20 protein-coding genes are annotated in these 22,010 nt (G+C 50.8%); 4 read left to right on the top strand and 16 right to left on the bottom strand.

Going from position 1 to position 22,010, the window contains the following annotated elements; genetic code table 11:
* Positions 1-16 precede the first annotated feature (16 nt).
* Together P0D43_RS14880 and P0D43_RS14875 are read left to right on the top strand one after the other, a co-directional pair.
* Positions 17-1,981 (top strand): DUF1302 family protein, encoded by a 1,965-nt coding sequence (locus tag P0D43_RS14880; protein ID WP_138517584.1) that lies wholly within the window; start codon positions 17-19, stop codon positions 1,979-1,981.
* 41 nt (positions 1,982-2,022) lie between these two features.
* Entirely contained in the window at positions 2,023-3,327 is a 1,305-nt protein-coding gene (locus P0D43_RS14875; protein ID WP_291772277.1) for a DUF1329 domain-containing protein, read from the top strand.
* A 206-nt stretch (positions 3,328-3,533) separates the two neighbouring features.
* Here the strand turns inward: P0D43_RS14875 and P0D43_RS14870 are convergent, their stop codons facing one another.
* From P0D43_RS14870 to P0D43_RS14860, 3 genes are read right to left on the bottom strand one after another with little or no spacing between them, the layout of a single operon-like run.
* Complete coding sequence (locus tag P0D43_RS14870; protein WP_138517585.1) at positions 3,534-4,835, bottom strand: DUF1329 domain-containing protein; 1,302 nt, start codon at positions 4,833-4,835, stop codon at positions 3,534-3,536.
* 26 nt (positions 4,836-4,861) lie between these two features.
* Complete coding sequence (locus tag P0D43_RS14865) at positions 4,862-5,794, bottom strand: alpha/beta hydrolase (protein ID WP_291772272.1); 933 nt, start codon at positions 5,792-5,794, stop codon at positions 4,862-4,864.
* Positions 5,795-5,822: 28 nt separating this feature from the next.
* Positions 5,823-7,430 carry a flavin-containing monooxygenase gene (locus P0D43_RS14860; protein WP_394672830.1) on the bottom strand — a complete coding sequence of 536 codons (1,608 nt, stop codon included), beginning with the start codon at positions 7,428-7,430 and terminating at the stop codon, positions 5,823-5,825.
* Positions 7,431-7,642: 212 nt separating this feature from the next.
* Between P0D43_RS14860 and P0D43_RS14855 the strand changes: the two genes are divergently transcribed.
* Positions 7,643-10,429: a LuxR C-terminal-related transcriptional regulator gene (locus tag P0D43_RS14855; protein ID WP_394672829.1), complete on the top strand. Its 2,787-nt coding sequence runs from the start codon at positions 7,643-7,645 to the stop codon at positions 10,427-10,429.
* Here the strand turns inward: P0D43_RS14855 and P0D43_RS14850 are convergent.
* From P0D43_RS14850 to P0D43_RS14810, 9 genes are all read right to left on the bottom strand, one after another.
* The gene (locus P0D43_RS14850; protein WP_138517589.1) at positions 10,374-12,038 is read right to left on the bottom strand and encodes a sigma-54-dependent Fis family transcriptional regulator; all 1,665 of its coding nucleotides are present in this window, start codon (positions 12,036-12,038) and stop codon (positions 10,374-10,376) included. The genes P0D43_RS14855 and P0D43_RS14850 overlap by 56 nt on opposite strands.
* A gap of 141 nt (positions 12,039-12,179) precedes the next feature.
* The gene (locus tag P0D43_RS14845; protein WP_138517590.1) at positions 12,180-13,115 is read right to left on the bottom strand and encodes a catechol 2,3-dioxygenase; all 936 of its coding nucleotides are present in this window, start codon (positions 13,113-13,115) and stop codon (positions 12,180-12,182) included.
* Positions 13,116-13,145: 30 nt separating this feature from the next.
* Positions 13,146-13,472 (bottom strand): 2Fe-2S iron-sulfur cluster-binding protein, encoded by a 327-nt coding sequence (locus tag P0D43_RS14840; RefSeq protein ID WP_138517591.1) that lies wholly within the window; start codon positions 13,470-13,472, stop codon positions 13,146-13,148.
* A 15-nt stretch (positions 13,473-13,487) separates the two neighbouring features.
* A complete protein-coding gene (locus P0D43_RS14835; protein WP_394672828.1) occupies positions 13,488-14,546 on the bottom strand; it encodes an NADH:ubiquinone reductase (Na(+)-transporting) subunit F in 1,059 nt (352 codons plus the stop codon).
* A gap of 19 nt (positions 14,547-14,565) precedes the next feature.
* Positions 14,566-14,928, bottom strand: a complete 363-nt coding sequence (locus tag P0D43_RS14830) for a phenol hydroxylase subunit P4 (RefSeq protein WP_394672827.1) — start codon at positions 14,926-14,928, stop codon at positions 14,566-14,568.
* 22 nt (positions 14,929-14,950) lie between these two features.
* Complete coding sequence (locus P0D43_RS14825) at positions 14,951-16,492, bottom strand: aromatic/alkene/methane monooxygenase hydroxylase/oxygenase subunit alpha (RefSeq protein WP_394672826.1); 1,542 nt, start codon at positions 16,490-16,492, stop codon at positions 14,951-14,953.
* Positions 16,493-16,537: 45 nt separating this feature from the next.
* Complete coding sequence (locus P0D43_RS14820) at positions 16,538-16,840, bottom strand: MmoB/DmpM family protein (protein WP_394672825.1); 303 nt, start codon at positions 16,838-16,840, stop codon at positions 16,538-16,540.
* Positions 16,837-17,850, bottom strand: coding sequence for an aromatic/alkene monooxygenase hydroxylase subunit beta (locus tag P0D43_RS14815; RefSeq protein WP_008250738.1), 1,014 nt, complete (start codon positions 17,848-17,850; stop codon positions 16,837-16,839). Before P0D43_RS14815 ends, P0D43_RS14820 begins: the two co-directional genes overlap by 4 nt.
* Before the next feature lie 88 nt (positions 17,851-17,938).
* Entirely contained in the window at positions 17,939-18,181 is a 243-nt protein-coding gene (locus tag P0D43_RS14810; protein WP_394672824.1) for a phenol hydroxylase subunit, read from the bottom strand.
* A gap of 545 nt (positions 18,182-18,726) precedes the next feature.
* Between P0D43_RS14810 and P0D43_RS14805 the strand changes: the two genes are divergently transcribed.
* Positions 18,727-19,239, top strand: a complete 513-nt coding sequence (locus P0D43_RS14805) for a LysR substrate-binding domain-containing protein (protein ID WP_394672823.1) — start codon at positions 18,727-18,729, stop codon at positions 19,237-19,239.
* A 12-nt stretch (positions 19,240-19,251) separates the two neighbouring features.
* Here P0D43_RS14805 and P0D43_RS14800 read toward each other — a convergent pair whose 3' ends face one another.
* The 4 genes from P0D43_RS14800 to P0D43_RS14785 are packed head-to-tail and all read right to left on the bottom strand — an operon-like array spanning position 19,252 to position 21,927.
* Positions 19,252-19,578 carry a c-type cytochrome gene (locus P0D43_RS14800; RefSeq protein ID WP_394672822.1) on the bottom strand — a complete coding sequence of 109 codons (327 nt, stop codon included), beginning with the start codon at positions 19,576-19,578 and terminating at the stop codon, positions 19,252-19,254.
* Entirely contained in the window at positions 19,575-20,777 is a 1,203-nt protein-coding gene (locus P0D43_RS14795; protein WP_394672821.1) for a sulfite oxidase, read from the bottom strand. The genes P0D43_RS14800 and P0D43_RS14795 overlap by 4 nt, the downstream gene beginning before the upstream one ends.
* A 21-nt stretch (positions 20,778-20,798) precedes the next feature.
* Entirely contained in the window at positions 20,799-21,392 is a 594-nt protein-coding gene (locus P0D43_RS14790; protein WP_394672820.1) for a hypothetical protein, read from the bottom strand.
* Complete coding sequence (locus P0D43_RS14785; RefSeq protein WP_105028382.1) at positions 21,385-21,927, bottom strand: RNA polymerase sigma factor; 543 nt, start codon at positions 21,925-21,927, stop codon at positions 21,385-21,387. Before P0D43_RS14785 ends, P0D43_RS14790 begins: the two co-directional genes overlap by 8 nt.
* Positions 21,928-22,010: the final 83 nt, after the last annotated feature.

Genomic DNA, 22,010 nt, shown 5'->3' with positions numbered 1-22,010 from the left:
AAGGAGAAGGGACAACATGAAAAAGATGAGACATAAACCTGCTCTGCGTTCAGCGGTGTTGGCAGCTGCCTTGCTTGGTGCACTACCAGGCATTGCAAAAGCAGCAACGTTTGAAGGCGAGGATTACGAGGTGGACTTGTTCTATGAGAACCACACCGCATTTCGAGGAAAGGACAACACCGATCAAACTGTTGGTATTGCGAAATTTCGCAACACACTGATCGCTGAGGGTGAACGCACGGGAAAGAACGGCTGGCGTTTTAACGGTATTTTTCGCGGCACTTACGACGGTGTTTACCACCTGAATCCTGACCAGTTTGGCAAAACTGCGGGTGGTCCAATCATGCTGGAGAGCACTGCGATTGGAGGATCAGTTCCGCAAGGAGGAGGCCTGGGTTTCACTGCGGTGAACGGCGCGTTTGGTTTGCCAAATAACCAGTTTGTTGATAATTACCCCAACAATCCGAACGAGGGTTTACGTGTCAGTGGAGACCGCTGGCATGGTACCAATGGCGGTGCAGCATTTGGAGTGCCTGTTCGTCCTTGTGATGTGGATCCCCGTGGTTGCGTCGACTTTGGCGGTTACGGTGATTTGACATTTAACGAACTGGCGGCACCTGAATTCAACAGCCGCCTTGACTTTATTCGAGAGGCGTATGCCACCAATACTTTTGCATTGAAAGATGGCACTGACCTGTTTGTTAAAGTAGGGAAGCAGCAGGTAGTGTGGGGTCGTACAGATTTGTTCCGTGTTCTTGACGTGATCAATCCAGTTGATTTTTCCCGCAACAATATTTACGACGAGCTCGAAGACATTCGCATTCCGATGTGGATTGCTCAGGCTGAGTGGCGCCTTGGTCCGTCAGAAACGATGCAGGATCGCAATCTGCAAGTGGTGTGGAATTTCGATCAGTTCCGCCCTAACAACCTTGGTCAGTGCGGTCAACCTAACGTAATTCTGGATGCAGGTTGTTTGTTCCGCGGTTTGAAAAACCTGTGGGACAACGGCGGCACGGTTGCTAACTTTGCATCAAATGGTATGGGCCAACACTTCGCAACTAACTTTGGTCCTAATCAGATTGGTATTCGAAATGTGGAATTGCCAGACTGGAAGCTGGACAATACACAGCTCGGTTTGAAATACGAAGGAATTACCCAAGAAGGCCTGAGTTTCTCGGTGAATGCATTAACCTACCGTTCTCAATTACCGTCGCTTCGGGGTATTCAAACTGGCGCTGTGAACCCCTTCACAGGTACACCTCAAACCACTGCCAATACGCATCTGATAGCGTTTGACTTCGTCTACCCCCGAGTTAACTTGATCGGTGGCTCACTTGACTTCCAGCTGGAATCCGCAGGCGCTGCAGTTCGCGTTGAAGCCGCAATGACTGAAGGCGAAGAGTTTGCCAACACGCTTCGTCCCCAGCTGTATTCGGAGAACAACGTGTTCCGGGCTGTGGTTGGTGTGGATCGTCCAACCTTCATCGACTGGATCAACCCACGTCGTACTACCTTGATTTCTGGTCAGTTGTTCTTGCAGCACATTCTTGACCATGAAGTAGAGCAAAAGCCACTTGGTCTTGCCGGTATGCCTGATTGGGAAACCAACGCAATCGGAACGCTTTTGATCAAAGCTTTCCTAGCCAATGATCGGATCAGCCCTACGCTGATTATGGCGCACGACGTGCGTGCCAAAGCCACCGCAATCGCACCTTCAGTGGAATGGTTGGTGACTGACAACTTGAAGCTGGTGTTTGGCGCCAATTTCAAGGTGGCAGACAACTCCAAGTACCAATTTGACGACTGTCGTTCTTGTAACCCGTATGCGCCATTTACCCAGTATGCAGGAGATGGCCAAGGTGCGGCACCAGGTTCATTTGGTTTGGGTGGATTCGAGCCCTTGGGTCGATTCCGCGCTGGTCCGATTGGTGCGGCATTTAAAGAAGACGATCTGTTTGTTCAGATGCGTTACAACTTTTAATCAAATAAAACTATAAGACACAACCTTCAAAGGAGAAGAAAGTGAAACCACGCTACCTCGCATTGGCACTCTCGATTTTCGGAATGACTGGTGCAGCATATGCTGCAACTGAAGCCGATTTGCAACGTTCGTTTTTTCCGTACAAAGACGGTGTTCCGAAATTCAATGGGCTTAATCCTGGGAGCGTGGTCTCCAAGGCGAATGTCGAACAGTTTAAAGATGTGCTTGATCCCGGTATGTACATGGTGGTCAAGAATGGTTGGCATGACATCAAGGTTGGTTCAACCACCAGCTTTGATGTGGATAAGTATTATGTCGAGGCGAGCCGCAAGAACTTGGGTAAAACCAAGTTGGGCGCCAACAATGGTGACCTGATCGGGTTTGCTGGCGGTCGGCCTTTTTTGGAGGAGCCTGACTTGAAAGATCCACGTGCAGGCGAAAAACTGGCGTGGAACTACAAGTATGGTATCAACTGGGGTGATGGCGCGGCTATTTATCCCTTCTACTGGAAATTCAGAAATCTGGAAACAGGTCAGCTGGAGCGTACGATCAAGTACAACTTCCATTTTTTAAATTTGAAGCATCGTGTACAGCATGCACCGACACCTGAAATTTCTCCCAACCCTTCCAATTTGTTCCGAGCCATTTATGTGAAAGTGCTAGAACCGCAGGACTTGAAAGATACGCAGTTGCTGATTCAACGTTATGACGACGATCAGAAGCTGGACGAAGCCAACTTGTACCTGGGTTTTCAGCGTCGTGTGCGTCGATTGGCCACAGGGCAAACTACGGATTCTTTCTTGGGCTCCGACCTGATGATCGAGGACTTCGAGGGATACAACGGTCGGGTTTCAGACATGACTTGGACCTTCAAGGGCACCAAGAATATCTTGATGCCTTTCTATAATCACAATGAAATGAAACTCACCGATGAGTTCAAGGAATCTGATGGATTCAAATTCATTAATTTTGGCGGTCAGGGCCAGTGTTTCCCTGATATCACTTGGCAGTTGCGTAAGGTACATGTCCTCGAGGCAAAGCCTGTAAGCTCGTCTCACCCAATCGGCAAACGTGTGATGCATGTGGATGCTCAAACCTTTGCCGTGTCGAGAACACTGGTGTACGACCGTAAGAATGAGTTGTGGAAAAGTTGGACAATTGGCAAGAGCCATCCTGATCATCATCATCCAATTAACAAGGGTACAGGTATCGCCATTGACGACAGCTTTAGCATGGTGGATGTGCAAAGCAAGCATTGTACGACTGGTCAGTTCAAAGGCTTGGTGGATCCCAAACTGACTCCTCCCGAAATGATGCGTGTTCAGTACATGCGTGGCGGCAATTGATCACCCCAGTGCTATCCAGATTCCGGTAACGTCTCCCGGATAGACACCTCCACCCGGAGGCTTACAGCCCCTGCCTTGGTAGGGGTTTTTTTTATAACCCAAGTTGGTTGAGGAGTGTTTGATAAGTAGCAGGGCATAAAAAAACCCTGGCCTATTTGAAAGGTCAGGGCAAAAGCAGATACAGACTTTGGCGTTACAAATTAACCTTAGTTTGTACCTCCTCGCATTTGCTGTACTGTAAACAGCCTTGGATCAGGTTGTTTTACTTCACCCCGGATCAAGCCCACTGTGCAGTGCTTGCTCTGTACGTCGACCATGCTGAATGAATCAAACAGGGGAACGCCAGTACCCTTGTTGACGGGCAGGTGTTGATCTGGGTGACTCAAGCCAATAGTCCAGATTTTCCACAACTCGCCCTTGCGATCATAAATATTAATTTGTGGAATTGTGAATGTTTGTGCATCGATGTAGAACACTCGCTTGCTAACCGGGTGATTGTCCTTCACTGGTGAACCCTCAACTACATAAACCTTGCGGGGTTGCCATGTGATATCAACAAAACAGTTGCCCTGTCCCGTGGAGGCAACGTATTTGTAACCGTCTGATTCCTTGCCTTCTTCGGCCAGAGGCAACTCATTGTGGTTGTACATGGGCAGAAGGACTGTGGTCGTCTCCTTGTACTTCCAGTTGGTGTCTGAAACCCGAGCGTTGTAGCCCTCAAAATCCTCGATCATCAGGTCGGTACCCAGGAACGGATCGGTTGTTTGACCCGTGGCCAGTCGACGAACTCTACGCTGAAAACCCAAGTATAGGTAAGCGTCATCCAGTTTGTTGTCATCAAGGTAACGCTGGATCAACAGCTGTGTGTCCTTGACGTCTTGAGGCTCAGATACCTTAATATAGAAGCTTCGGAAGAGTTCTGACGGGTTGGGAAGCATCTCGCCAATGGGCTCCTGGCGAACACGGAACTTGTGTTTCTGAACGTTATAGCTGAACTTAATTACGCGTTCCAGTTTTCCATCGTTCATGTTGCGGAACTGGTAGAAGAACGGATCGTATTTGCTGCCGTCACCCGCGCCAAAGTTGTATTTGAAGTTCCAGGCCAGTTTTTCGCCAGCACGCGGGTCGTTCGTCTTGGGTTCTTCGGGAAAAGGCAAACCACCTGCATAGCCTTCAATGTCGCCCAGTTTCGGCCCCAGCTTTGTTTTGTTTAGATTCTTCTTGGTTTCTGCAATATAGCTGGCATGTGGTGCGAAGTTGCTGTGTTTTCCAACTTTGATTTCGTACCAGCCATTTTTGATGGCAAATGCATTGCCCTTGTCGATATACTTTTCAAACTGTGCCAGATTGGTTTTGTTGATGACTGTACCGGGTGTCAGTCCTTGTATGTTGGGAGCACCATTCTTGTAGGGGTTGAATGCTTGATCTACATCGGCTTCGGTTGCTGCATAACTTACAAAAGTTGTTCCCATTAACGCGATGGTAATCGCAATTTTTCTTCGCTTCATGTTATCTCCTCCTTGGTTATATCGGTCTAGATGTTCAGTGCTGCCGTTAGTTTTTCATTGACCAGTTTGAAAGCTGATCCGCTCTTGTTGATCACTCCCTTCATCCAGAAAAAACCATGGACCATGCCGGGAAACATGTAATAGTCAACACAGACACCAGCCTTGCGAAGTGCTGAGGCATAGTCTTCTCCTTCATCAGTAAGTGGGTCGTATTCGGCGGTGATGATGGTAGTCGGGGGGAGGCCATTCAAGTTGGCCTTCAGGGGAGTCATGTAGGGATGTTCAACTTCCTCGCCTGGATTGTTCAGGTAGTGCCCGGCAAACCAGCCCAAGGCTGCGCTGGTCAGCAGGTATCCTTCCTTGAATTTGGTTTTTGAAGGGTAATCACCTGCTGGATTAACCAGTGGATACACCAAAGCTTGATGCTTCAGTGCAGGGCCATTCTCGTCACGGGCGATATGGGCAACTACAGTGGCGATGTTGCCGCCTGCGCTGTCGCCCATCACTGCAATTCGAGATTGGTCTACATTCAAATCCCTGGCGTTGTTGAATACCCAAAGCAGTGCAGCGTAGGCATCCTGATGTGCAGTTGGAAACTTGTATTCAGGTGCTTTCCTGTAACCTACCGATACCACTGCTGCACCTGTGCCTTTGGCAATGCAGCGTGCCACCTTGTCGACCACATCGAGATCACCAAAGACAAAGCCGCCGCCGTGGTAATACATCACGACTGGAGGGTTGGTAGCCGCAGTGGGGTGATAGATACGTACTGGAATCTCGCCATCCTTGACGAGAACTGAATAATCCTTGACCCGGTGTACGTCCTCTACTGGACCTTCCATTTCGATGAATGCGGGCGCAATAGCACGGCATTCTTCGACGCTCATTTGTTCAAAGCTTTTAATGCCTTGAGCAACCATGTTCGCGAGCAGTTGCTCGACCTGTGGATCGACTGGCATTGATATCTCCTCTTGTTGTAGGTGGCCTTTAGGCAATAACGCAGCCTGTGTAGCCGTTTTTAACTTCTTGTTCACAGCGCTGGGAATAACCTTGGAATCCGCCCAGATAAAGCAGAATGACGCGAGGTTTGCCTGGTACATTAGCGCCGACATACCAGGAGTTCGCCTTGGGGAACAAAGTCTGGTTACCGACCTCGGTCACATGTGTGCTCCACTCGTCTTCAGACTCGATTTTGGCTTCAATGGTTTGAGCACCTTTCGAACGCACATCGTCGATTGCGCGTGATATCCAGTTCACGTGGTATTCGTTACCGAGAACCATGTTGAAAAGCACCGAGGGGCTTCCTGGCCCTGTGGTCATGAACATGTTGGGGAAACCCGCAATCATGATGCCCAGGTAGGTTCTCGGGCCATCTTTCCATTTGTCTTTCAACACTTCGCCGTAGCGGCCGGTGATCGCAATATTGTTCAGGGTGCCAGTCAGAGCGTCGAATCCAGTCGCAGTAATCAGTACATCCAGTTCGTGAAAATCGTCGGTGGTTTGTAGACCCAGCGGTGTGAATTTCACAAACGGTGTTGCTTTAACATCCACCAGCTTCACATGTGGAAGGTTGTAGGTTTCGTAATAATTGGTGTCTGCGCAAAGGCGCTTGGCACCAAACGGATAACCCTTGGGTATCAGCATTTCAGCCACTTTGGGATCGTTGATTTTCTGGCGAATTTTATTGCGAACAAAGTCTGCAACCAGCTTGTTGGACTCTTCGTTTATCAGCAGGTCAGGAAATGACGAATAAAAGCTGATGCCACCAAAATTCCAGCGTGCTTCAAATTCTTTCAAGCGTTCTTCTTCGCTAACCTCTAGTGCGCTCTCTGTTCGGGGGGTTAAGCGCACAATGCCAATTTGAGATTTCCATTCATTCTGGCGCAACTGCTTATAGTTCTCTTTTAATTGCTGACGTTCTTCGTCACTCAGTTCGTAATTCCAGGCTGGAATACTGAAGTTGGGAGTACGTTGGAATACCGTCAGGTGTTTCGCTTGTTTTGCGATGATGGGAATGGCTTGAATTGCCGAAGAGCCAGTGCCGATAATACCCACGCGTTTGCCTGCGAAGTCGTAGCCTTTTTCTGGCCAGTAGGCGGTGTGGAGTTGATCACCTTTGAAGTTGTCAATGCCCTCGATATCAAGCTTCTTGGGTGTGGACAGTGACCCTGTTGCCATGATGACGAACTGACAGTTCACTTTGTCGCCAGTATTGGTTGTGATGTCCCAGCGGGAAGTGGAGTCGTCGAATTTAGCGCTGACAACACGGGTTTCCAACTGGATGTTTTTTCTCAGATCGAATCTGTCGGCCACATGATTCATATAAGCAAGAATTTCGGGTTGCGTGGCGTAGCGCGCCGACCAGTTCCAATCCTGTTGAAGCTCCTCTGAAAAAGAGTAGGAGTACTCAATGCTTTCAATGTCACAACGCGCCCCAGGGTACCTGTTCCAGTACCAGGTACCGCCAATACCCGCACCTGCCTCGTATACCTGCACGGAATAGCCCTTGTTGCGCAAGGTGTGTAAGGCATACAAGCCTGCGAAACCGGCACCTACCACCACTACATCTACTTTGCTTTTAGAACTTGCGTTCATTTGATCTCCTCCAATCAGCTTGAATTTTTTGAGCCCTCTCCAGGCTCTTGGTGTTTTCATCAAATTAAAGGTTTGCGAAGTGGTTTGTCCCCGTTCAAAAGGATGGTTTTTTATCCTCAAGGCTAGGTCTGGAAGTGACAGTGGCTAGGTGTTATTTCCCCGCCCAGGGGCTAGAATCAACCAAAAGATCTAAAATTGAGGAGACAGGTGTGGTGGATTCAAGTCCGCGTAGCAGGTTATTTGAGCTAAAAATTGTCACGCCCAAGCCCAATCGCCTGGCGATTGAGCGCAGCGCATTGTTGCAGCGAATTTTCCGTGACAATGACCCGGCATCTGTAGTCATTTTTCAGGCACCCGCTGGACACGGGAAAACAAGCTTGATGCTTCAAGTCGAGCAACTATGCCGAGAACAAGATTTCTTTACTTGCTGGATTTCGCTGGACGAAAGTGACAATGAAGTTCGACGCCTGATGAGTTACTTTCAGTCGCGTTTAAATTCATATTTTCAATCACTGTCCAGAAATTCACCAGATTCAGGCGAGGCGGAGTTTTTACACGAGGCTGAAAACAGCACGGATTGGGTGATTGAGCAATTTCTGGCGGTGGGCAAGCCTGTGGGTGTTTTTATTGATGACCTGCACACCATCAACAACCCGGCTACACTTCGGTTCATCAAGGATTTGATTCGCAGTTCCCCGGACCGCATTCGGTGGTTCGTTTCAAGCCGCGTTTTACCAGATTTGAATTTATCCAAGTTATTGTTGGGTGAGCATATTCTGATCATCAATGCGGATGAATTGAGGTTCTCAAAAGAGGAGACCCGCAAGGTATTTGAGGTGGAAAACGACCTTGATATGTCGCAGCAAGACGTGGAGGCAATTTATAAGGACACAGAAGGTTGGCCCGCAGTGGTTCAGTTTTATCGGCTTGCGCTTCAGTCTGAAGCATTCAGAAGTTCTTTTAGTCGGCAAAACAGATTTTATCCTCGGGGCGTAACAGACTACCTGGCAGAGCATGTGTTATCTCAGCAAGATGAGATCTTGCGCAGTTTCCTGCTGAGAACTTCCATTCTTTCCACTATGAGTTCTCATTTGTGTGATGCTGTTCTTGAGCGCAATGATTCCTGTGATGTGCTGGCCAAGTTGGAGCGCGAAGGATTTTTCGTTAGAAGACTGGAGTCAGCAGAGGATTGGTTTAGCTACCACGCATTATTCTCAGGATTCCTGAGGGGGCAGTTTTATCGGTTCCCGCAAGAAGAAACCTCCCGGATTCATTTGCGAGCTGCTAATTGGTATCGCGACAATAATCACCTTGAGGAGGCTCTTCATCATTATGTGGCGGCCCGATCTTTTGAGGATGCTGTCGATGTATTCGACCAGTGGACGGAAACCCTGGTGCCCGATGGGCATTTGATTACAGTTGACAACTGGTTTGATCGCTTGCCACTCGATGAGATGTTGAAAAGGCCTGGTGTGGTGGTGAAGCTTTCCTGGGTATTTATGTTTTTGAGTCGTCACGAGAAGTTGGCGAAAACGCTACCCAGCCTGCGGGTGAACCTGTTTCAGGATCTGAGGGTTGGTGATCCGGCGGTAGCGCTTGCTTTGATTTCGATATTGCAGGACGAACCAGAGAACGCGATGGATTATTTAATGTCGGTTGATTTACACGAGCCGTCGAATCATCGTTTCAGGATTTTCGAGTTAAGCGCGGTTTACAACATACGTGGTTATATCTCCATGGCAAAAGGTCAGTTCGACACTGCACTGGCCTGTTTTGCCTACAGCCGAACGCTAAGCGAGCAAGCTGATGCAACCTTTACTCTGGCATATTCGCTGGCCAAATCCGGGTTAAGCCTGATGTTCCAAGGACACCTGCAGGATGCCTTGGTACATCTTGAGTCATCGATGCGTGAACCAGTGCTACACCTGGAAGAATCAGTGTCCAAAGCTTGCCTGGCTTGTAGTTACATCGCGGTACTTTACGAATGCGACGCGCTGGATGAAGCGTTGGCGCAGTTTGAACAGTTTGAGGAAATTATTGAAAATGCCGCCATTCATGATTACTTGATTATCTGTTACCGGGCTGTGTCAAGAATCTATCAGCGCATTGGGCAGTATGAAAAGGCCCTAAAAATATTGACCGATGGAGAACGTCTAGCACTGTCGGGGCGTTGGCCAAGAGCTGCTGTGATGATGGGACATGAACGGGTAAGGTTTGAATTGCTGCATGGTAGTTTGACCAATGCGCAACTTATCTTTGCTCGCCTAAATCACTCCAAGGTGAGTGACAAGGCTGGGTGGGTACGTTTTTCGGAAGAAATTGATGGTGCCAGAATCAGTCAGATTCGCTTGCTTTATCATGAAGGAAAGCTGGAAGAGGCAATGGGTTTGGCGGAGCAGGCTTTGTTGCAGGCCGGACAGGAGTCTCGTGTGCTACGTCAGATTAAGCTTCACGCATTGGTTTCCTTGTGTCAAGCAAGCTTGGGACATTTGGAGCATGCGCATATAAGCTTGCACAATGCTCTTACTCTTGCTGCCCCTGGGCAATTCCTGGGTGTTTTCCTCGACGAGGGGGAGGCGTTGGATTCGCTGATCTGTCGCCATTTACAGTGGATTCAGTCAAAGCCTCAGTCAGTTAATCATCACCATTTCTTGAATTACCTGAGTCGATTAATCTCGAAGCTGCCTTCTTCCTTGAGTCAGGTTTTGACCACCGACAAGAGATTGATGGATGGCAAGGTAGCAAATCAGTCAGGCTTCGTGATACTGGATGCGCTGACGAGTCGCGAACAGGAGGTATTGAGGTTATTGCTGATGTACAAAACCAACGATCAAATTGCGCAAGATCTCTACGTAAGCAGAGCAACGGTGAAATACCACTTGCGAAATATTTTTTCGAAAATGGGTGTGAAATCTCGTCTTGAAGCAATTCGCCTTGGTCAACTCATTCCAGCGGAATACCTTCTTTCTTCAGACGGTAAGCCAGTTGAGGACGGGTAATGCCCAACACCCGTGCAGCTTGAGACAGGTTGCCTTTGGCCTGTTTCAATGCGGTTTGCATCAGCCGGCGTTCCAAGGTGTCTAGTCCCACATTCTTAGTCAAAATTTCGTTGCACAAGTCATCAATTGGGCGCGTTTCAACTGGTGCCAATTCGCCTTGCGCATTAAGCTGCGATTTTTCTTTGCAGGGCTCGATGCGGTCATCAAACAAGTGGCAGGCCTCCACATACCCCCCGTCGGGTGCCAGCACCACGGCGCGTTCAATCAGGTTTTCCAGTTCGCGAATATTGCCGGGCCATTCATAGCTCATCATCTCTTGCATGGCTTTGTCGGTCAGCCCTTGCAACTTCTTGTTATAGCTTGCGCAGTACTTGGTCATGAAGCGGTTGATCAGTGGCGAAATATCGGCTTGGCGTTCGCGCAGCGGCGGAATTTTGATGGGGAAGGTGTTCAGCCTGTAGTACAAATCAATACGGAATTTGTTTTCGCGTATGGCTTGTTGCAGCTCCACATTGGTGGCAGCGACAATTCGTACATTTACCTTTTGTACCCGTTCAGAGCCCAACCTTTCGAATTCACCAGTTTGTAGCACGCGCAGTAATTTCACCTGGGTTGACAAGGGCAGGTCGCCTACTTCATCAAGAAACAGGGTGCCGTGGTCGGCACGTTCGAAGCGGCCTGCGCGCGGGGTGTGTGCACCCGTGTAAGCGCCTTTTTCCACACCGAACAACTCAGCTTCAATCAATTCATGGGGAATGGCCGCGCAGTTTACGGCCAGAAACGGACCTTTAGCGCGCGGGCTGTTGTCGTGTAACCAGCGGGCAAACATTTCCTTGCCAACGCCGGTTTCGCCCAGCAGCAATACGGTAATACTGCCCTGTGCTGCACGCTGCAGCAATTCGAATGCATTCATAAAGGCAGGAGATACGCCCACCAAATCGTCATTGCTGCGTCGGCGAACCAGGGCTGTGTCCAGCTTCTCTGCGCCCATGTGGTATTCAATCAATTCTTCGGCAAACGCTTGGGCTTTGAAATATTCCTCGTACTCGGGGTCGTTCCAGGCTTCTGCACTTTGGCCGATGATCAGGCACTGTGAATCGCCCTGGCTCATGCATTCCATTTCTCGAAACAGCACCAGTCTGCCCATGAAGGCACTGGTGTAGCCGGAGGCATAGCCAATCATGGTCCAACAGGCTGGCTCATCGCCTTGGCCATAGTCGGCCACGTGAGCCTCGTCTTCCCACGAGTTCTTCCAGACAAATTCACCGTAAAAGTGTTTGGTTGGCAAATTAATTTCCATGCTGAGCTTTTCAACCTGCACCATGCCTTCCAGTGTGTGCAGTTGAGGGCCTAGCATGAAAGCTTCTTCAACTGAACCGCCAGGGCGTTTGTGCTTCAAGGCCACTTGTCCATCCCGAATGCCCGAGGCGAAACCCAGGCGGATCAGCAGGCCGCGCGCGCGTTTTAGGCCCAGGGTTTCAAACAATTCTTTGCGGAGCGCGCCTAGTGCGCGGGCATGCATCAATAGCATGCGTTGCTCGTCCAGCCAGATGTGGCCGGAGGGCAGATTGAATTTCAACAGGGATTGCAGGTCGGTCACAGTATTCATGTCTCCAATGTGCCTTTGGCTTTTTTCTTTTGATTATGCCTTGTTTTTCAGCCAAACAATGTAAAAAAGCCCAAGCGGGTTGACTACCCCGTTTGGGCTTTTCAAGGCCGCAAGAACGGCCCACCGAAAGCAGTCTGTTGCTTAGGTGAATACGCCCAAAAAGTTCTCGTTGAGCTTTCTGTCGTGGTAGAAAATCGCCCGGCCAAGGTCGTCGCTTGTCCACGTAATTATTGGCTTGTCCGGGTAGTGAATGTAACCTCCCGCAAACACCTCGTTGCGGTTGCCCGAGGGGTCGAAGAAGTAAATCGTTTCACCACGGGTGATACCATGGCGTGTGGGCCCAAGGTCGAGTGACACTTTCTTCTTGGAAATAATATCCGCAGCTTTCAGTACCTCGCCCCAGTTGTCCAGAATAAACGAGGCATGGTGAAACGCCCCTTTCATGGGCTGCCGAATGAAGGCCACATCGTGCGGTTTGGTGGAACAACTCAAGAATACACTGATGCGGAAGTCGTGGTTGTCTTCAGCCACCACTTGTTCAGTGATGTCGAAGCCAAGCACTTCGGTGAACAGTTTCACCACGCCATCCAGATCATCGCCGTACAGCAGGCAATGGTCAAAGCGGGAGGGGCCCATGCCCTTCAGGTCATCTGGCCAGGGGTCAGGGTTCACCAGTGGCAGGCAGTTACCCACTTTATTTTTCTCGGCCAGCAATTCCATCGTGTGGCCAGTGGTTGTAGTGAAGCGGAAGCGCTCACCAGTTTCCAGATGCTCGCCAGCAGGTATCCAGCAGCAGTCGGTGGCAAGGCCACTTTCTTCAACCTTTTTGGACAAGTCTTTCAGAGTTTGAATGCTGTCCACGCGCCAGCCCATATAGTCCATACCGGCCGCGTCAGCCTCACGCAGCACCACACTGTGGTGATCGTGTTCATCCCATGCTTTCAGGTACACGCGACCTTGCTTGTCGCGCCCGGTTTCAAGCAGGCCCAGCACATCGGTGTAGTGCTTCACGGCTGGTTCCAAATCCAGCACCCGAAGCGCCACGTGGCTTGGCCTTAATACGCCTGTCATTGCCATGTTGATCTCCTTATCCCTATGGTTTTATAGCTATGTGTGCATGGGTTGCTTGGCGAAATGCTTTGCAATGCACTTTTCCATTTTTCCGATTGCCGACAGTTCAAGGTCGGTCAGCGGAAAACATCTGCAGGCCAGCACCACACCCTGGGCTTGTTCTTCAGCAGTAACATGCTGTCGACTCATTTTCAGGGTGCGATATTTGCCCGATTCAATCCGGACACGGCATACGCCGCATCCACCTCCACGGCACCCCACCGGGATGCCTTTGCGGTTCAGTTGCTCCATGCCTTTCAGCAGGTTGTCTTCTGAGCTGCAGGTGTACTCTTCCTTGGTGTTTTGAATGGCCACGCGGTGCATGTGTGCGGCCCTCCATCACACGTGTTTAAACAGCGGACTTTTCTTGGCCAATCCCTCTGCATCGGCCGAGGTCAGGAACCGTTCGGTGTAAATGTCTCGTTCGAATAATTGACCTTGCATTAGCGTGGAGATACACGCTTCAATCATGGGTGGTGGGCCGCACATGTAAGCCTTGTGGCCCCGAAAATCATTGTTGAAGTGCGCTTTCAATGCCTCGTGAACAAAACCTTTTGCACCGGTCCAACTTGCGCTCACATCTGTATCCGAGAGAGCTGGAATGTAGGTGAAGTTGGGATGTTTGGCCGCCAGCTCCGAGAAGTAGTTGTGGTAGTAAAGTTCAGCCTCATTGCGAGCGCCTTGCACCAGAGTGATGGGTAGTGTGCAGCCGTCATTGAACAGTTCTTCAATCATGGCTTTCGGACTGGAAAGACCTGAACCACCAGCCAGAAAAATCATGGGTAGATTGGCAGATTTGCGGGTGAAAAACCGACCCAGCGGGGCGGTGAATTCCAGTGTGTCGCCCATCTTTAGTTCGTCATGCAGCCAGGTGGTAGCCGCGCCGCCTGGTACTTTTCTAATATGCAATTCAACCAGGTTTGTGCCTGGGGCATTGCCGATTGAAAATGCACGTTCGCCTTGCACGCCTGGTACTTTCAGCATGACGTACTGCCCGGCTTGAAAGTGCACTGGCTCATCGACTTCAAGCCAGATACCGCGAATGGTGGGTGTGAGCATGTCGGCTTTTACCACACGCCCGGCGAAGTCCTGAAGACCAATGAATTGGGCATCGGGATCTTCGTCCACCTCAGCTTCAATCACGGTGTCGCATTCAACGGTTGCGCAGCACGCCAGAATTTTTCGTTCATCGCGTTCAAAGTCCATCAGCGCAAACGGCGAGGCTTCCCCATGTTCGAATTCACCTTCCACCACTTGTACCTTGCAAGTGGCGCACAGGCCATGACCACAGGCGTGGGGTAGCCAAACACCTGCACGAAGGCAGGCGTCCAGCACGGTTTGCCCTTCCTCGATGTCGATTGTTTGACCAATCGGTTCGATGGTGAGTTGATAGCTCATTGCGGGTTCCCCTTTGCGCTTACGCGCCCGAACCAGACAGGCCTGTCAAGCCGGGGGTGGTGAAGCGCAACACCGACTTGTGCGTCAAACCGTTTTCATCCAGCGATTTGCCCAAGTCGGGGGTGAAGTTTTCACGCCCGTGTGTCCACTGAACGGTACTCCAATCAATTTTTGCAAAGTCGGGGTGACTTCCGTATAGCGAAGGCAGTACCTCATTCACCAATGCCCCGAAGGGCATGGCGGGTGGTAGTGGCAAGGCCATGGGTGCACAAAACATCAGGTGGTGTTCCCAGTTCACGAACAACAAGCGGTTGCCGTGAAAGTTCTCTTCAAGATCGCGTACCACGCCGGTGTAGCCCGGCTGCAATGAAACGAGTGCCATGTTGTTCTCCTCCTAGTTGTTGTCAGGCCGCCGGTGCGTCTTTGTGGTCGCGCCCTGTCCATTGCTCCCAGTTCATCTGGTCCTGACTGCCCATGTACTCGCCGTTGTCCTGGCCAGGCACAAGGTTGTAGTACTTCAGAACGTTATCCAATCCTTCGCCACCACAATTACCCTGGAAGATTTGATGCACAGGCAGCCAGCTTTGAACGTACTTCTCGGGCTCGTTCTCGAAAATGTCTTTACAGCCATCCGAGCAAAAGTGGTACTTCATACCGTGGTAGGTTGTTTCCCGCAGGCAGGTGGTTGTGGGGTCATCGGGTTCCGTGAAAATTGTCGGCACCTGGCACAACTGGCACAACATCGGCAGGCCAGGATTGCTCCAGCGTTTGCCTTCTTTTTGAAGGGCGTCCCAATGTTCGAAGCGTGGACGATAGTGCTTGTCGAAAGTGTCGGGGTACTTCTCGCTCAACCACTTTAGTTCGCTTTCTTCAGGAACCCAGGTGTGGAAAGCTGCAGCATGGCTGTAGTTGTAGAAGGTGGCCCACACTTCATGGCTCAAGCGGCTTTTCTCTGCTGTGGCCACTTCGTGGTACTTGGGCATGCGGATGCCGTAGCGGCTCAAGTCTTCGAACAGGGCGCCACCGTTTTTCTCGAAATAGGTTTCCCATGCTTCCTGCCAGCTCATCACGCGTTTGGGCAGCATGTAGTCCATCATCATCGACACCAAGGCCAGCAGGCGGTAACCGCGCCAGAACCATTTGTCGATCCACTTTTGAACGATGTCTTTGTTGCCTGGGTCTTGTTCCAACATGAACTTGACCACTTCAAGACCAAGAGTCATGTGGCGTGATTCATCTGATTGGGCGGAAAAGCCGAAAGTAACCGTGGCCATGTCGCCGTTGTAGGCAGCACCGCTCATGAATGGCATAAACAACAGGTTGGTCAATACATACTCGAAGGAAAACGAGATGGCTGTAATGAACTCGAATGGCCCTGCAGATTGGGCATCTTCGAAATAGCTTTTGGGCACGCTGAGGTACCAGACACGATCGTGCATGTGGCGGAAGTCGTGCAAGCCATTGAAAAATTTGTTGTAGTGGCTGATGGTGTGTACCTGCGTTTGTGCATGGCGCAATTCATCAATTGCCTGCATCTGCGATGCGATTCGTGCACTAACTCCACGGAAAGAACGACCCACGTGGGCATAGCCACGGTGCGCTGCATATTCCAGTGGTGATACACCTGTGAGGAATAACTTCAATGTGTTGATGTAGCGAGCATCCGTCACATTGAACTGGCCGTTGTTTTGTGCAAAGGCGTCGATGATGGCGTAGAGTTTTTTCTCTTTCTCGCCCTGGAATTTCCAGTACGCGTCCATGGTCAGGCGGAAGGGGTCTTCCCACTTGTCCCAGTCATGGATTTTGATGCCTTCGAACTGGTCGTAAGGAAATACATCGTCCATGGCCTGGTAGGTAGTGTCCCAGCCAAGTCCGCGGGTCATCATGCCGTATTTCTCTTTCAGGCCCAGTTTTTTGTTGCCTGTGTTCTTGGGTACTGCGCTCATGTCTCTACTCCTTCAAGTTGAAAGTTCACTGTGGCTAAGTCGCGTTTAAGCGGCCTGGCCCCAGTACAGTTCAAATTCATCCTCTGTTTCATTGATGCTGCCGGACAGGGAAATCAGGTTCAGGTGAATTTCCTGAAGATCCCAGTCACACCCCATCAGGTCGGATACGCTTTGGCGCTTGACCACCAAACGGCCGGGCGACTCGATCTTGACCATCGCCGGGAACTCCTCGACCGTGGCTTGCGGGTTGTCTTCCCGAATGGCGGCCACGATATTGCGCGTGTCGTCGTTGGTGACAAATGCGATGAACACCGGCGTTTTTGTGCGTTCGGGGGTAGGCGTGTTCATGCTGGGGCTCCAGGGGTTTTCAAACCGATTTTCTTGGCGCGCACCAGCAGCTCTTCCTTGATCTGCATGAAAATGCTTGCGGCTTCTTCTGCAAACAATGCGGTCATCAAAGGCTGCAAGGCGCGTGTGGTTTCAGTCATCCAGATGTCGAACCAGCGGCTCAGTATTTCCTTGTTCTCTGGTGATTCATCCACCGCGGTTTTGATGGTGGAGTCCACCCAACGCTGGGTTTCGACAAACCATTCCTGCATGAAATTGGTACACATAGAGAAGGTTTGGCCGGCCATTGGGTTCAGGCGGGTCTCAAGATGCTTGTAAAACATGGGATAGACCAAGCCGTCCATCACAAAATTCTGGGCCAGAAAGACTTCAAACCAGTCTTTGGTGACAAACAGGTTTTCCATGCTTCGGCGCAATTCTTGCCATTCGGGGGTGTGCAGCCAGTGTTGTTTACCCACTTCCAGCGAGTCGCCAGTGTTGCCATCGAGTAGCAAACCGAGGCGGCTGACGTATTGCGCCAGGCCCAAGCGGTCCATGGTGTTGTACATGGTGGCTTGTGTAATTGCAGCGCCGTAACCGAAGCTGGTGCAGAAGCAGTTGTTCATGTTTGCGCCCCACTCGTAGTGGCGAAGCGGCAGCACGGCGAAGATCAGATGTTCTTTGTCTTTTTCCGAGAGGTTGAAAAACACACCACGCTTTTCTGCAAACTCAAACTGCTTTTCGGCTGCATCTTGTTGCTTGGCACGGTTCATGGTGTACACGCCGTAGTAATACTGGCGTGGATCTTTGAAGCTGTACCAATCGGCCATTTTGATGGCTGTGCGGGCAGTGTCGTACAGTTCGTACTGTGGGTCCCAGATAGGGCGGTAGTGGAAGTTGGTGTCCGACTGCATGTCGAATGTGGCTTCCTGATACCGTGATGCAGGTTTGTCTGCGCCCAGCCTACGGGCCACATGTGAGAACGTGTTGCGCAGTTGTTTGATGTTCGACGTTTTGATGTCGACTTGCATGATGTCTTCTCCTTTCCTCTATTTATTTGGTTTTTTATTCGCTGACGCCGGCCTGGCCAAACTGCCATTTCAGCCTTTCGTAATCCAGTCAGGCGCATTGTTCGGCGGTTAGCTCAACGGCCTTGTGCTGTTTGCAGAACTCTCGGAACTGCTCAAACTGCATAACCAGTTCCACGCACAGCTCTGGATCGCCAATCGAAAACTCGAACTCGACAAAGCGATTGTTCAAGGTGCCGGTCACACGCACATAGCGTGGAATTGATGCCTCCAGAATTCCGTTCATCTCCGGTGGCGGGGTGTCGCTTTTTGATGTTTTGACTTCTTTGATCATTTGGAACCCTCTTGCTTGATTTCCCTAGTAGAGGGGGCAAGGGGTGTGCCAGGTGCTCTAAGTGATTGAAATTATTAGGTAGTAAAAAAATAGAGGGGGAATTCTAAGAAATTTACGGGTGTTGAAAAGATCAATTGTTGCGGTGCAAGTTGATCAAATGATGAAGTTGGACTTGCAGATATTTACGCCCGGGCCGTTTTATGTCGAGTCTTTTTGAGGATCGAGGTTTGTCTAAATTGGTTAACCTTTTTGGGGTATGCTTAGACTCGAAGCAAATAGACTAGACCGGTTATAAGATCAGCAAACTTAGTCTAATAGGCTGATACCTAGTCCTCGTTTAGCCGCAGTTCTAGTTGAACCGATGCTCAGATTAGAACGTTTTTGGATGTTCATCCGGTTTGAGTTACCAGTGCTATGTTGATGTTAAACGACATTATTGGCATGGATCACAAGAGTTACAACCTCGCTGAGAGCACGCATTTACGCCATTTGGTAACTAACTGTGTAGTTTTCTACACAGTTACGTGTACCAAATTTCTAAGATCATGGGCAGGCCACCCAAGGAAATTTCTACACGTGCAGAACCTTTTGCAGCGCATCCCCATGTGTTTGTGTGTTCGCCTTCACACATTCTTGCCCGCACCGACGACATCATGCCCGCCGTGCTGGAGGCGCATCCGTTCATCGTCAGGGAACCCGGATCGGGCACGCTTGCTGCGCTTGACCGTTTTTTCGAACAGCACCGCATCACACCCCCGGTTGCGATGGAACTGGAAAGCAACGAAGCCGTGAAGCAGGCGGTGATGGCGGGTTTGGGGGTTTCTTTTTTGTCGTTGCACACCATCAAGCTTGAACTGGATCAAGAACTGCTTTGTGTGCTGGATGTAGTGGGTGCGCCGGTGATGCGCGCATGGAATTTAACTTACACCTTGGGGAAGTACCTTTCCCCAACTGCGGAGGCATTTCGCTATTTCATACTGGAGCGAGGTGAGCCCTTTTTGATCTCCGAATTTCAAGAGCATCACCTCAACCTGATGCAAAATACAACCAAGCCTTGACGGCAAGCAAACCTACTTGCCTGCCGCTGCCTTGGCAACATACTTGGACAGCGCTTTGATCTGCTCTGCCGTCAAACTGTTTTTGTAAGAAGGCATTTGTCCCAGGCCATCCCGCAAGGCCTTGGCCACTTGGTCTTCGCTGGGTTTCAGTTCATCCAGTACCGGCCCTATTGCCCCTTCTGAACCTGCATCTGCCAAGGTGTGGCACACAGCGCAAGCAGGCACTGCTTGAGAGGTGAAAAGTTTCTTACCCAAGGCCATGTCTTCTGCTTCCCCTGCCGAGGCTGCTGTTGCAAAGGACAGCACAAGGCCGGCCATCCATACAGTTTTTAATGTCATGCCACACTCACTTTGATTGAATGGTCCAGCCAACTGTTGTTGTTGTAACCACTTTTGTTTTCAACACGGGCTTCGGGCTGGCTTTCACCGCTTGTGTCGGTCGCGCGGCTGGCCAGCTGGTATTCACCCGGCTTCAAATTGGCTTCCAGTACAAACTGGCGCCATGCATATTTGCCAAGGTCTGGACCTACAAACTTCGCAGCAGTCCATTTTTTTCCGCCGTCAGTGGACACCTCAACACCCTTCACTGCATGGGTGCCCCCGAAGGCCACACCGTGGATTTGAACGCGCCCAGCCTTGATGGCGCCATCCTCCGGCAAGGGTGCGTTGATCCAGGACTTGATCGACATCTGTTGAACCGAAGGCAGGTCTGGACCAGACGTGCCCCCGATGGGCGTGATCCGGTAACCGTGCGACATGATCTTGGCCTTGGTTTCCTGTTCGGTGAATGCCAGGCGCTTGATGTACTTGATGTTGTTCACACCGGTAAAGCCCGGCACGATCAGGCGCAAAGGTCCGCCATGTGCCAGGGAAATGGGTTCGCCATTCATTTCCCAGGCCAATAGTGCGTCTTCCATGGCATCAGCCGACACGGATCGTTCAACAATTACACTCAAGGGGTCCAGCCCGTCTGGCAACTTTTCACCACCTGTTCCTGTCATGTATTTTGCACCTGCTTTCACGCCACCGTGGGCTTGAACCAGTGCGCGAACGGGTACGCCGCTCCACACCACACAGCCAGCCGCGCCCACTTTCCAGGGGGTGCCGCTTGGTTTGTGCGGGAAGAATCCACGCCCGTTGCCTGAACACTGCAGCACCATGGCGGTTGTCTCAAGCCCCATGGTTTTCAGTTCGGCCAGTGTCAATTTTGCGGGTTTGGCAACCCCGTCAATTTCCACCACCCAGGCATCCCGATCTTTCAGGATTGCAGCATCGGGAGGTGGTAAATTGTTGCGAACAAACAGTTGGTCGTTGGGTGTAATAACGCTGGTGCCATAGGCGCTTCGTTTGGTCTCCAGTGTGTTGTTGCTGTGTACGATAATGTCGCCAGGAATTTTCCAGTCGGCGTAACCCGGCAGGGGTTTTGCGTCTGCGGCAAAACCAAGTTTGGTCCAGCTGGCCAGCCCCGCCATGGCCATAGCCGCGACAGTGCCCTTAAGCACATGTCTTCTGGCATTCGATGAAATTGTGTTTGACATCCCGTTCTCCTTTGGTTTGTTTTAACTGCTTTTTGCTTCAATCAATGCGCGGTTCGCGGCTGAAATCGCCTTCTCCTTCTGTGCAACCATTACAACTGCCTTGCCATCTGCGTTGTGCCTGACCTGCCAGTACACATCACGCCACCAGCCACTGCCTTGTGGAATGTGAACACCTTCCTCAAAGGCAAACAGGGTGACCATGCCGCCCTTCTCAAAAAAGGTTGTCAAGTGATACGCCAAATTTCCGTCGATATCGCAAGGGCGCATCAGTTGCGCGAAGCCGGGCACTGGCTTGTTGGCGGGCAAGCCAAACTTTGGCATCAGTTCAGCTGATGTCATGAACTGTCCCCTCAGGGTTCGTTCGTAATATTCATGCTCAATAGCTCCGCGGACCAGTTCCGGTGGGCGAAGCGCAAAGAACCCGCCACCCACCATTGCGAACAGGCCCAGTGCCAACAAACCGCTGACAAGCGGCGTGCGCCAATAGCGTTCGCGTTTGTACAGGCTCGATGGGGCTTCGCCTGGCTGGTACGCCAGAGACAATTCGGCACGGGCATTCAGATCGAACTCGCTGTCGATTGATGCGTCAGGAAAAGTGTTGCGAGGGTCATCCATCTTTAGACCGAAGAAGAGTAGTAATTTTGTTGGACGAATCAACGGGAGGAGCGGGATTCATGACCTGCTTCAACGCGTCGCGTGCACGGGCCAGCCTGGACATCACGGTGCCCGGCGCAATTTCAAGTGCCTCGGCAATGGCCATGGTGCTCATGTCATCGAAGTAATACAGCACCAGCACTTCGCGATGAATGGGTGCAATTCTGGCCAAGGCCCGAACTGAATCAATACGGGAGTCGCTGTCTGGCGCGAACTGATCAATGTTGCCGTTTGCTTCGTCGTCCAGTTGCGAGGTTTTTGGTTGTGCGTGGCGGATCACGCAGCGCCGCATGATGCGAAACAACCAGGCTCGCGCCAGGGATTCATCTTTTAACTGTTTGCGATGCTTCCATGCCAAAAAATAAACATCCTGAACAATGTCTTCAGCCAGCACCTTGGAGCCCGTCAACGCCCATGCACTGCGTATCAAAAAGCGGTAATGCTCTTTGACCCACTGGTTGTATCTGCTTTCGGCGCTGGACAGAAAAAGGCTCATATTCGTATAAGAGCATAGATGCGAGCATCTCATTCCATGGTTTGCAAAATAAAAAACCGGTTGCCACAGGGGGATGGGGGATG

This window comes from Limnobacter sp. (assembly GCF_043511195.1).
In the GTDB taxonomy this organism is placed as follows: domain Bacteria; phylum Pseudomonadota; class Gammaproteobacteria; order Burkholderiales; family Burkholderiaceae_B; genus Limnobacter.
Note: the sequence above shows the minus strand (reverse complement) of the source record. Positions and strands in the feature narration are given on the sequence as shown.

Excerpts from the sequence above, each read along its gene's own strand:
- P0D43_RS14880 (WP_138517584.1), top strand. The coding sequence starts at position 17 with ATGAAAAAGATGAGACATAAACCTGCTCTGCGTTCAGCGGTGTTGGCA.
- P0D43_RS14870 (WP_138517585.1), bottom strand. The coding sequence starts at position 4,835 with ATGAAGCGAAGAAAAATTGCGATTACCATCGCGTTAATGGGAACAACT.
- P0D43_RS14865 (WP_291772272.1), bottom strand. The coding sequence starts at position 5,794 with ATGCCAGTCGATCCACAGGTCGAGCAACTGCTCGCGAACATGGTTGCT.
- P0D43_RS14860 (WP_394672830.1), bottom strand. The coding sequence starts at position 7,430 with ATGAACGCAAGTTCTAAAAGCAAAGTAGATGTAGTGGTGGTAGGTGCC.
- P0D43_RS14850 (WP_138517589.1), bottom strand. The coding sequence starts at position 12,038 with ATGAATACTGTGACCGACCTGCAATCCCTGTTGAAATTCAATCTGCCC.
- P0D43_RS14845 (WP_138517590.1), bottom strand. The coding sequence starts at position 13,115 with ATGGCAATGACAGGCGTATTAAGGCCAAGCCACGTGGCGCTTCGGGTG.
- P0D43_RS14840 (WP_138517591.1), bottom strand. The coding sequence starts at position 13,472 with ATGCACCGCGTGGCCATTCAAAACACCAAGGAAGAGTACACCTGCAGC.
- P0D43_RS14835 (WP_394672828.1), bottom strand. The coding sequence starts at position 14,546 with ATGAGCTATCAACTCACCATCGAACCGATTGGTCAAACAATCGACATC.
- P0D43_RS14830 (WP_394672827.1), bottom strand. The coding sequence starts at position 14,928 with ATGGCACTCGTTTCATTGCAGCCGGGCTACACCGGCGTGGTACGCGAT.
- P0D43_RS14825 (WP_394672826.1), bottom strand. The coding sequence starts at position 16,492 with ATGAGCGCAGTACCCAAGAACACAGGCAACAAAAAACTGGGCCTGAAA.
- P0D43_RS14820 (WP_394672825.1), bottom strand. The coding sequence starts at position 16,840 with ATGAACACGCCTACCCCCGAACGCACAAAAACGCCGGTGTTCATCGCA.
- P0D43_RS14815 (WP_008250738.1), bottom strand. The coding sequence starts at position 17,850 with ATGCAAGTCGACATCAAAACGTCGAACATCAAACAACTGCGCAACACG.
- P0D43_RS14810 (WP_394672824.1), bottom strand. The coding sequence starts at position 18,181 with ATGATCAAAGAAGTCAAAACATCAAAAAGCGACACCCCGCCACCGGAG.
- P0D43_RS14805 (WP_394672823.1), top strand. The coding sequence starts at position 18,727 with ATGGGCAGGCCACCCAAGGAAATTTCTACACGTGCAGAACCTTTTGCA.
- P0D43_RS14800 (WP_394672822.1), bottom strand. The coding sequence starts at position 19,578 with ATGACATTAAAAACTGTATGGATGGCCGGCCTTGTGCTGTCCTTTGCA.
- P0D43_RS14795 (WP_394672821.1), bottom strand. The coding sequence starts at position 20,777 with ATGTCAAACACAATTTCATCGAATGCCAGAAGACATGTGCTTAAGGGC.
- P0D43_RS14790 (WP_394672820.1), bottom strand. The coding sequence starts at position 21,392 with ATGGATGACCCTCGCAACACTTTTCCTGACGCATCAATCGACAGCGAG.
- P0D43_RS14785 (WP_105028382.1), bottom strand. The coding sequence starts at position 21,927 with ATGAGCCTTTTTCTGTCCAGCGCCGAAAGCAGATACAACCAGTGGGTC.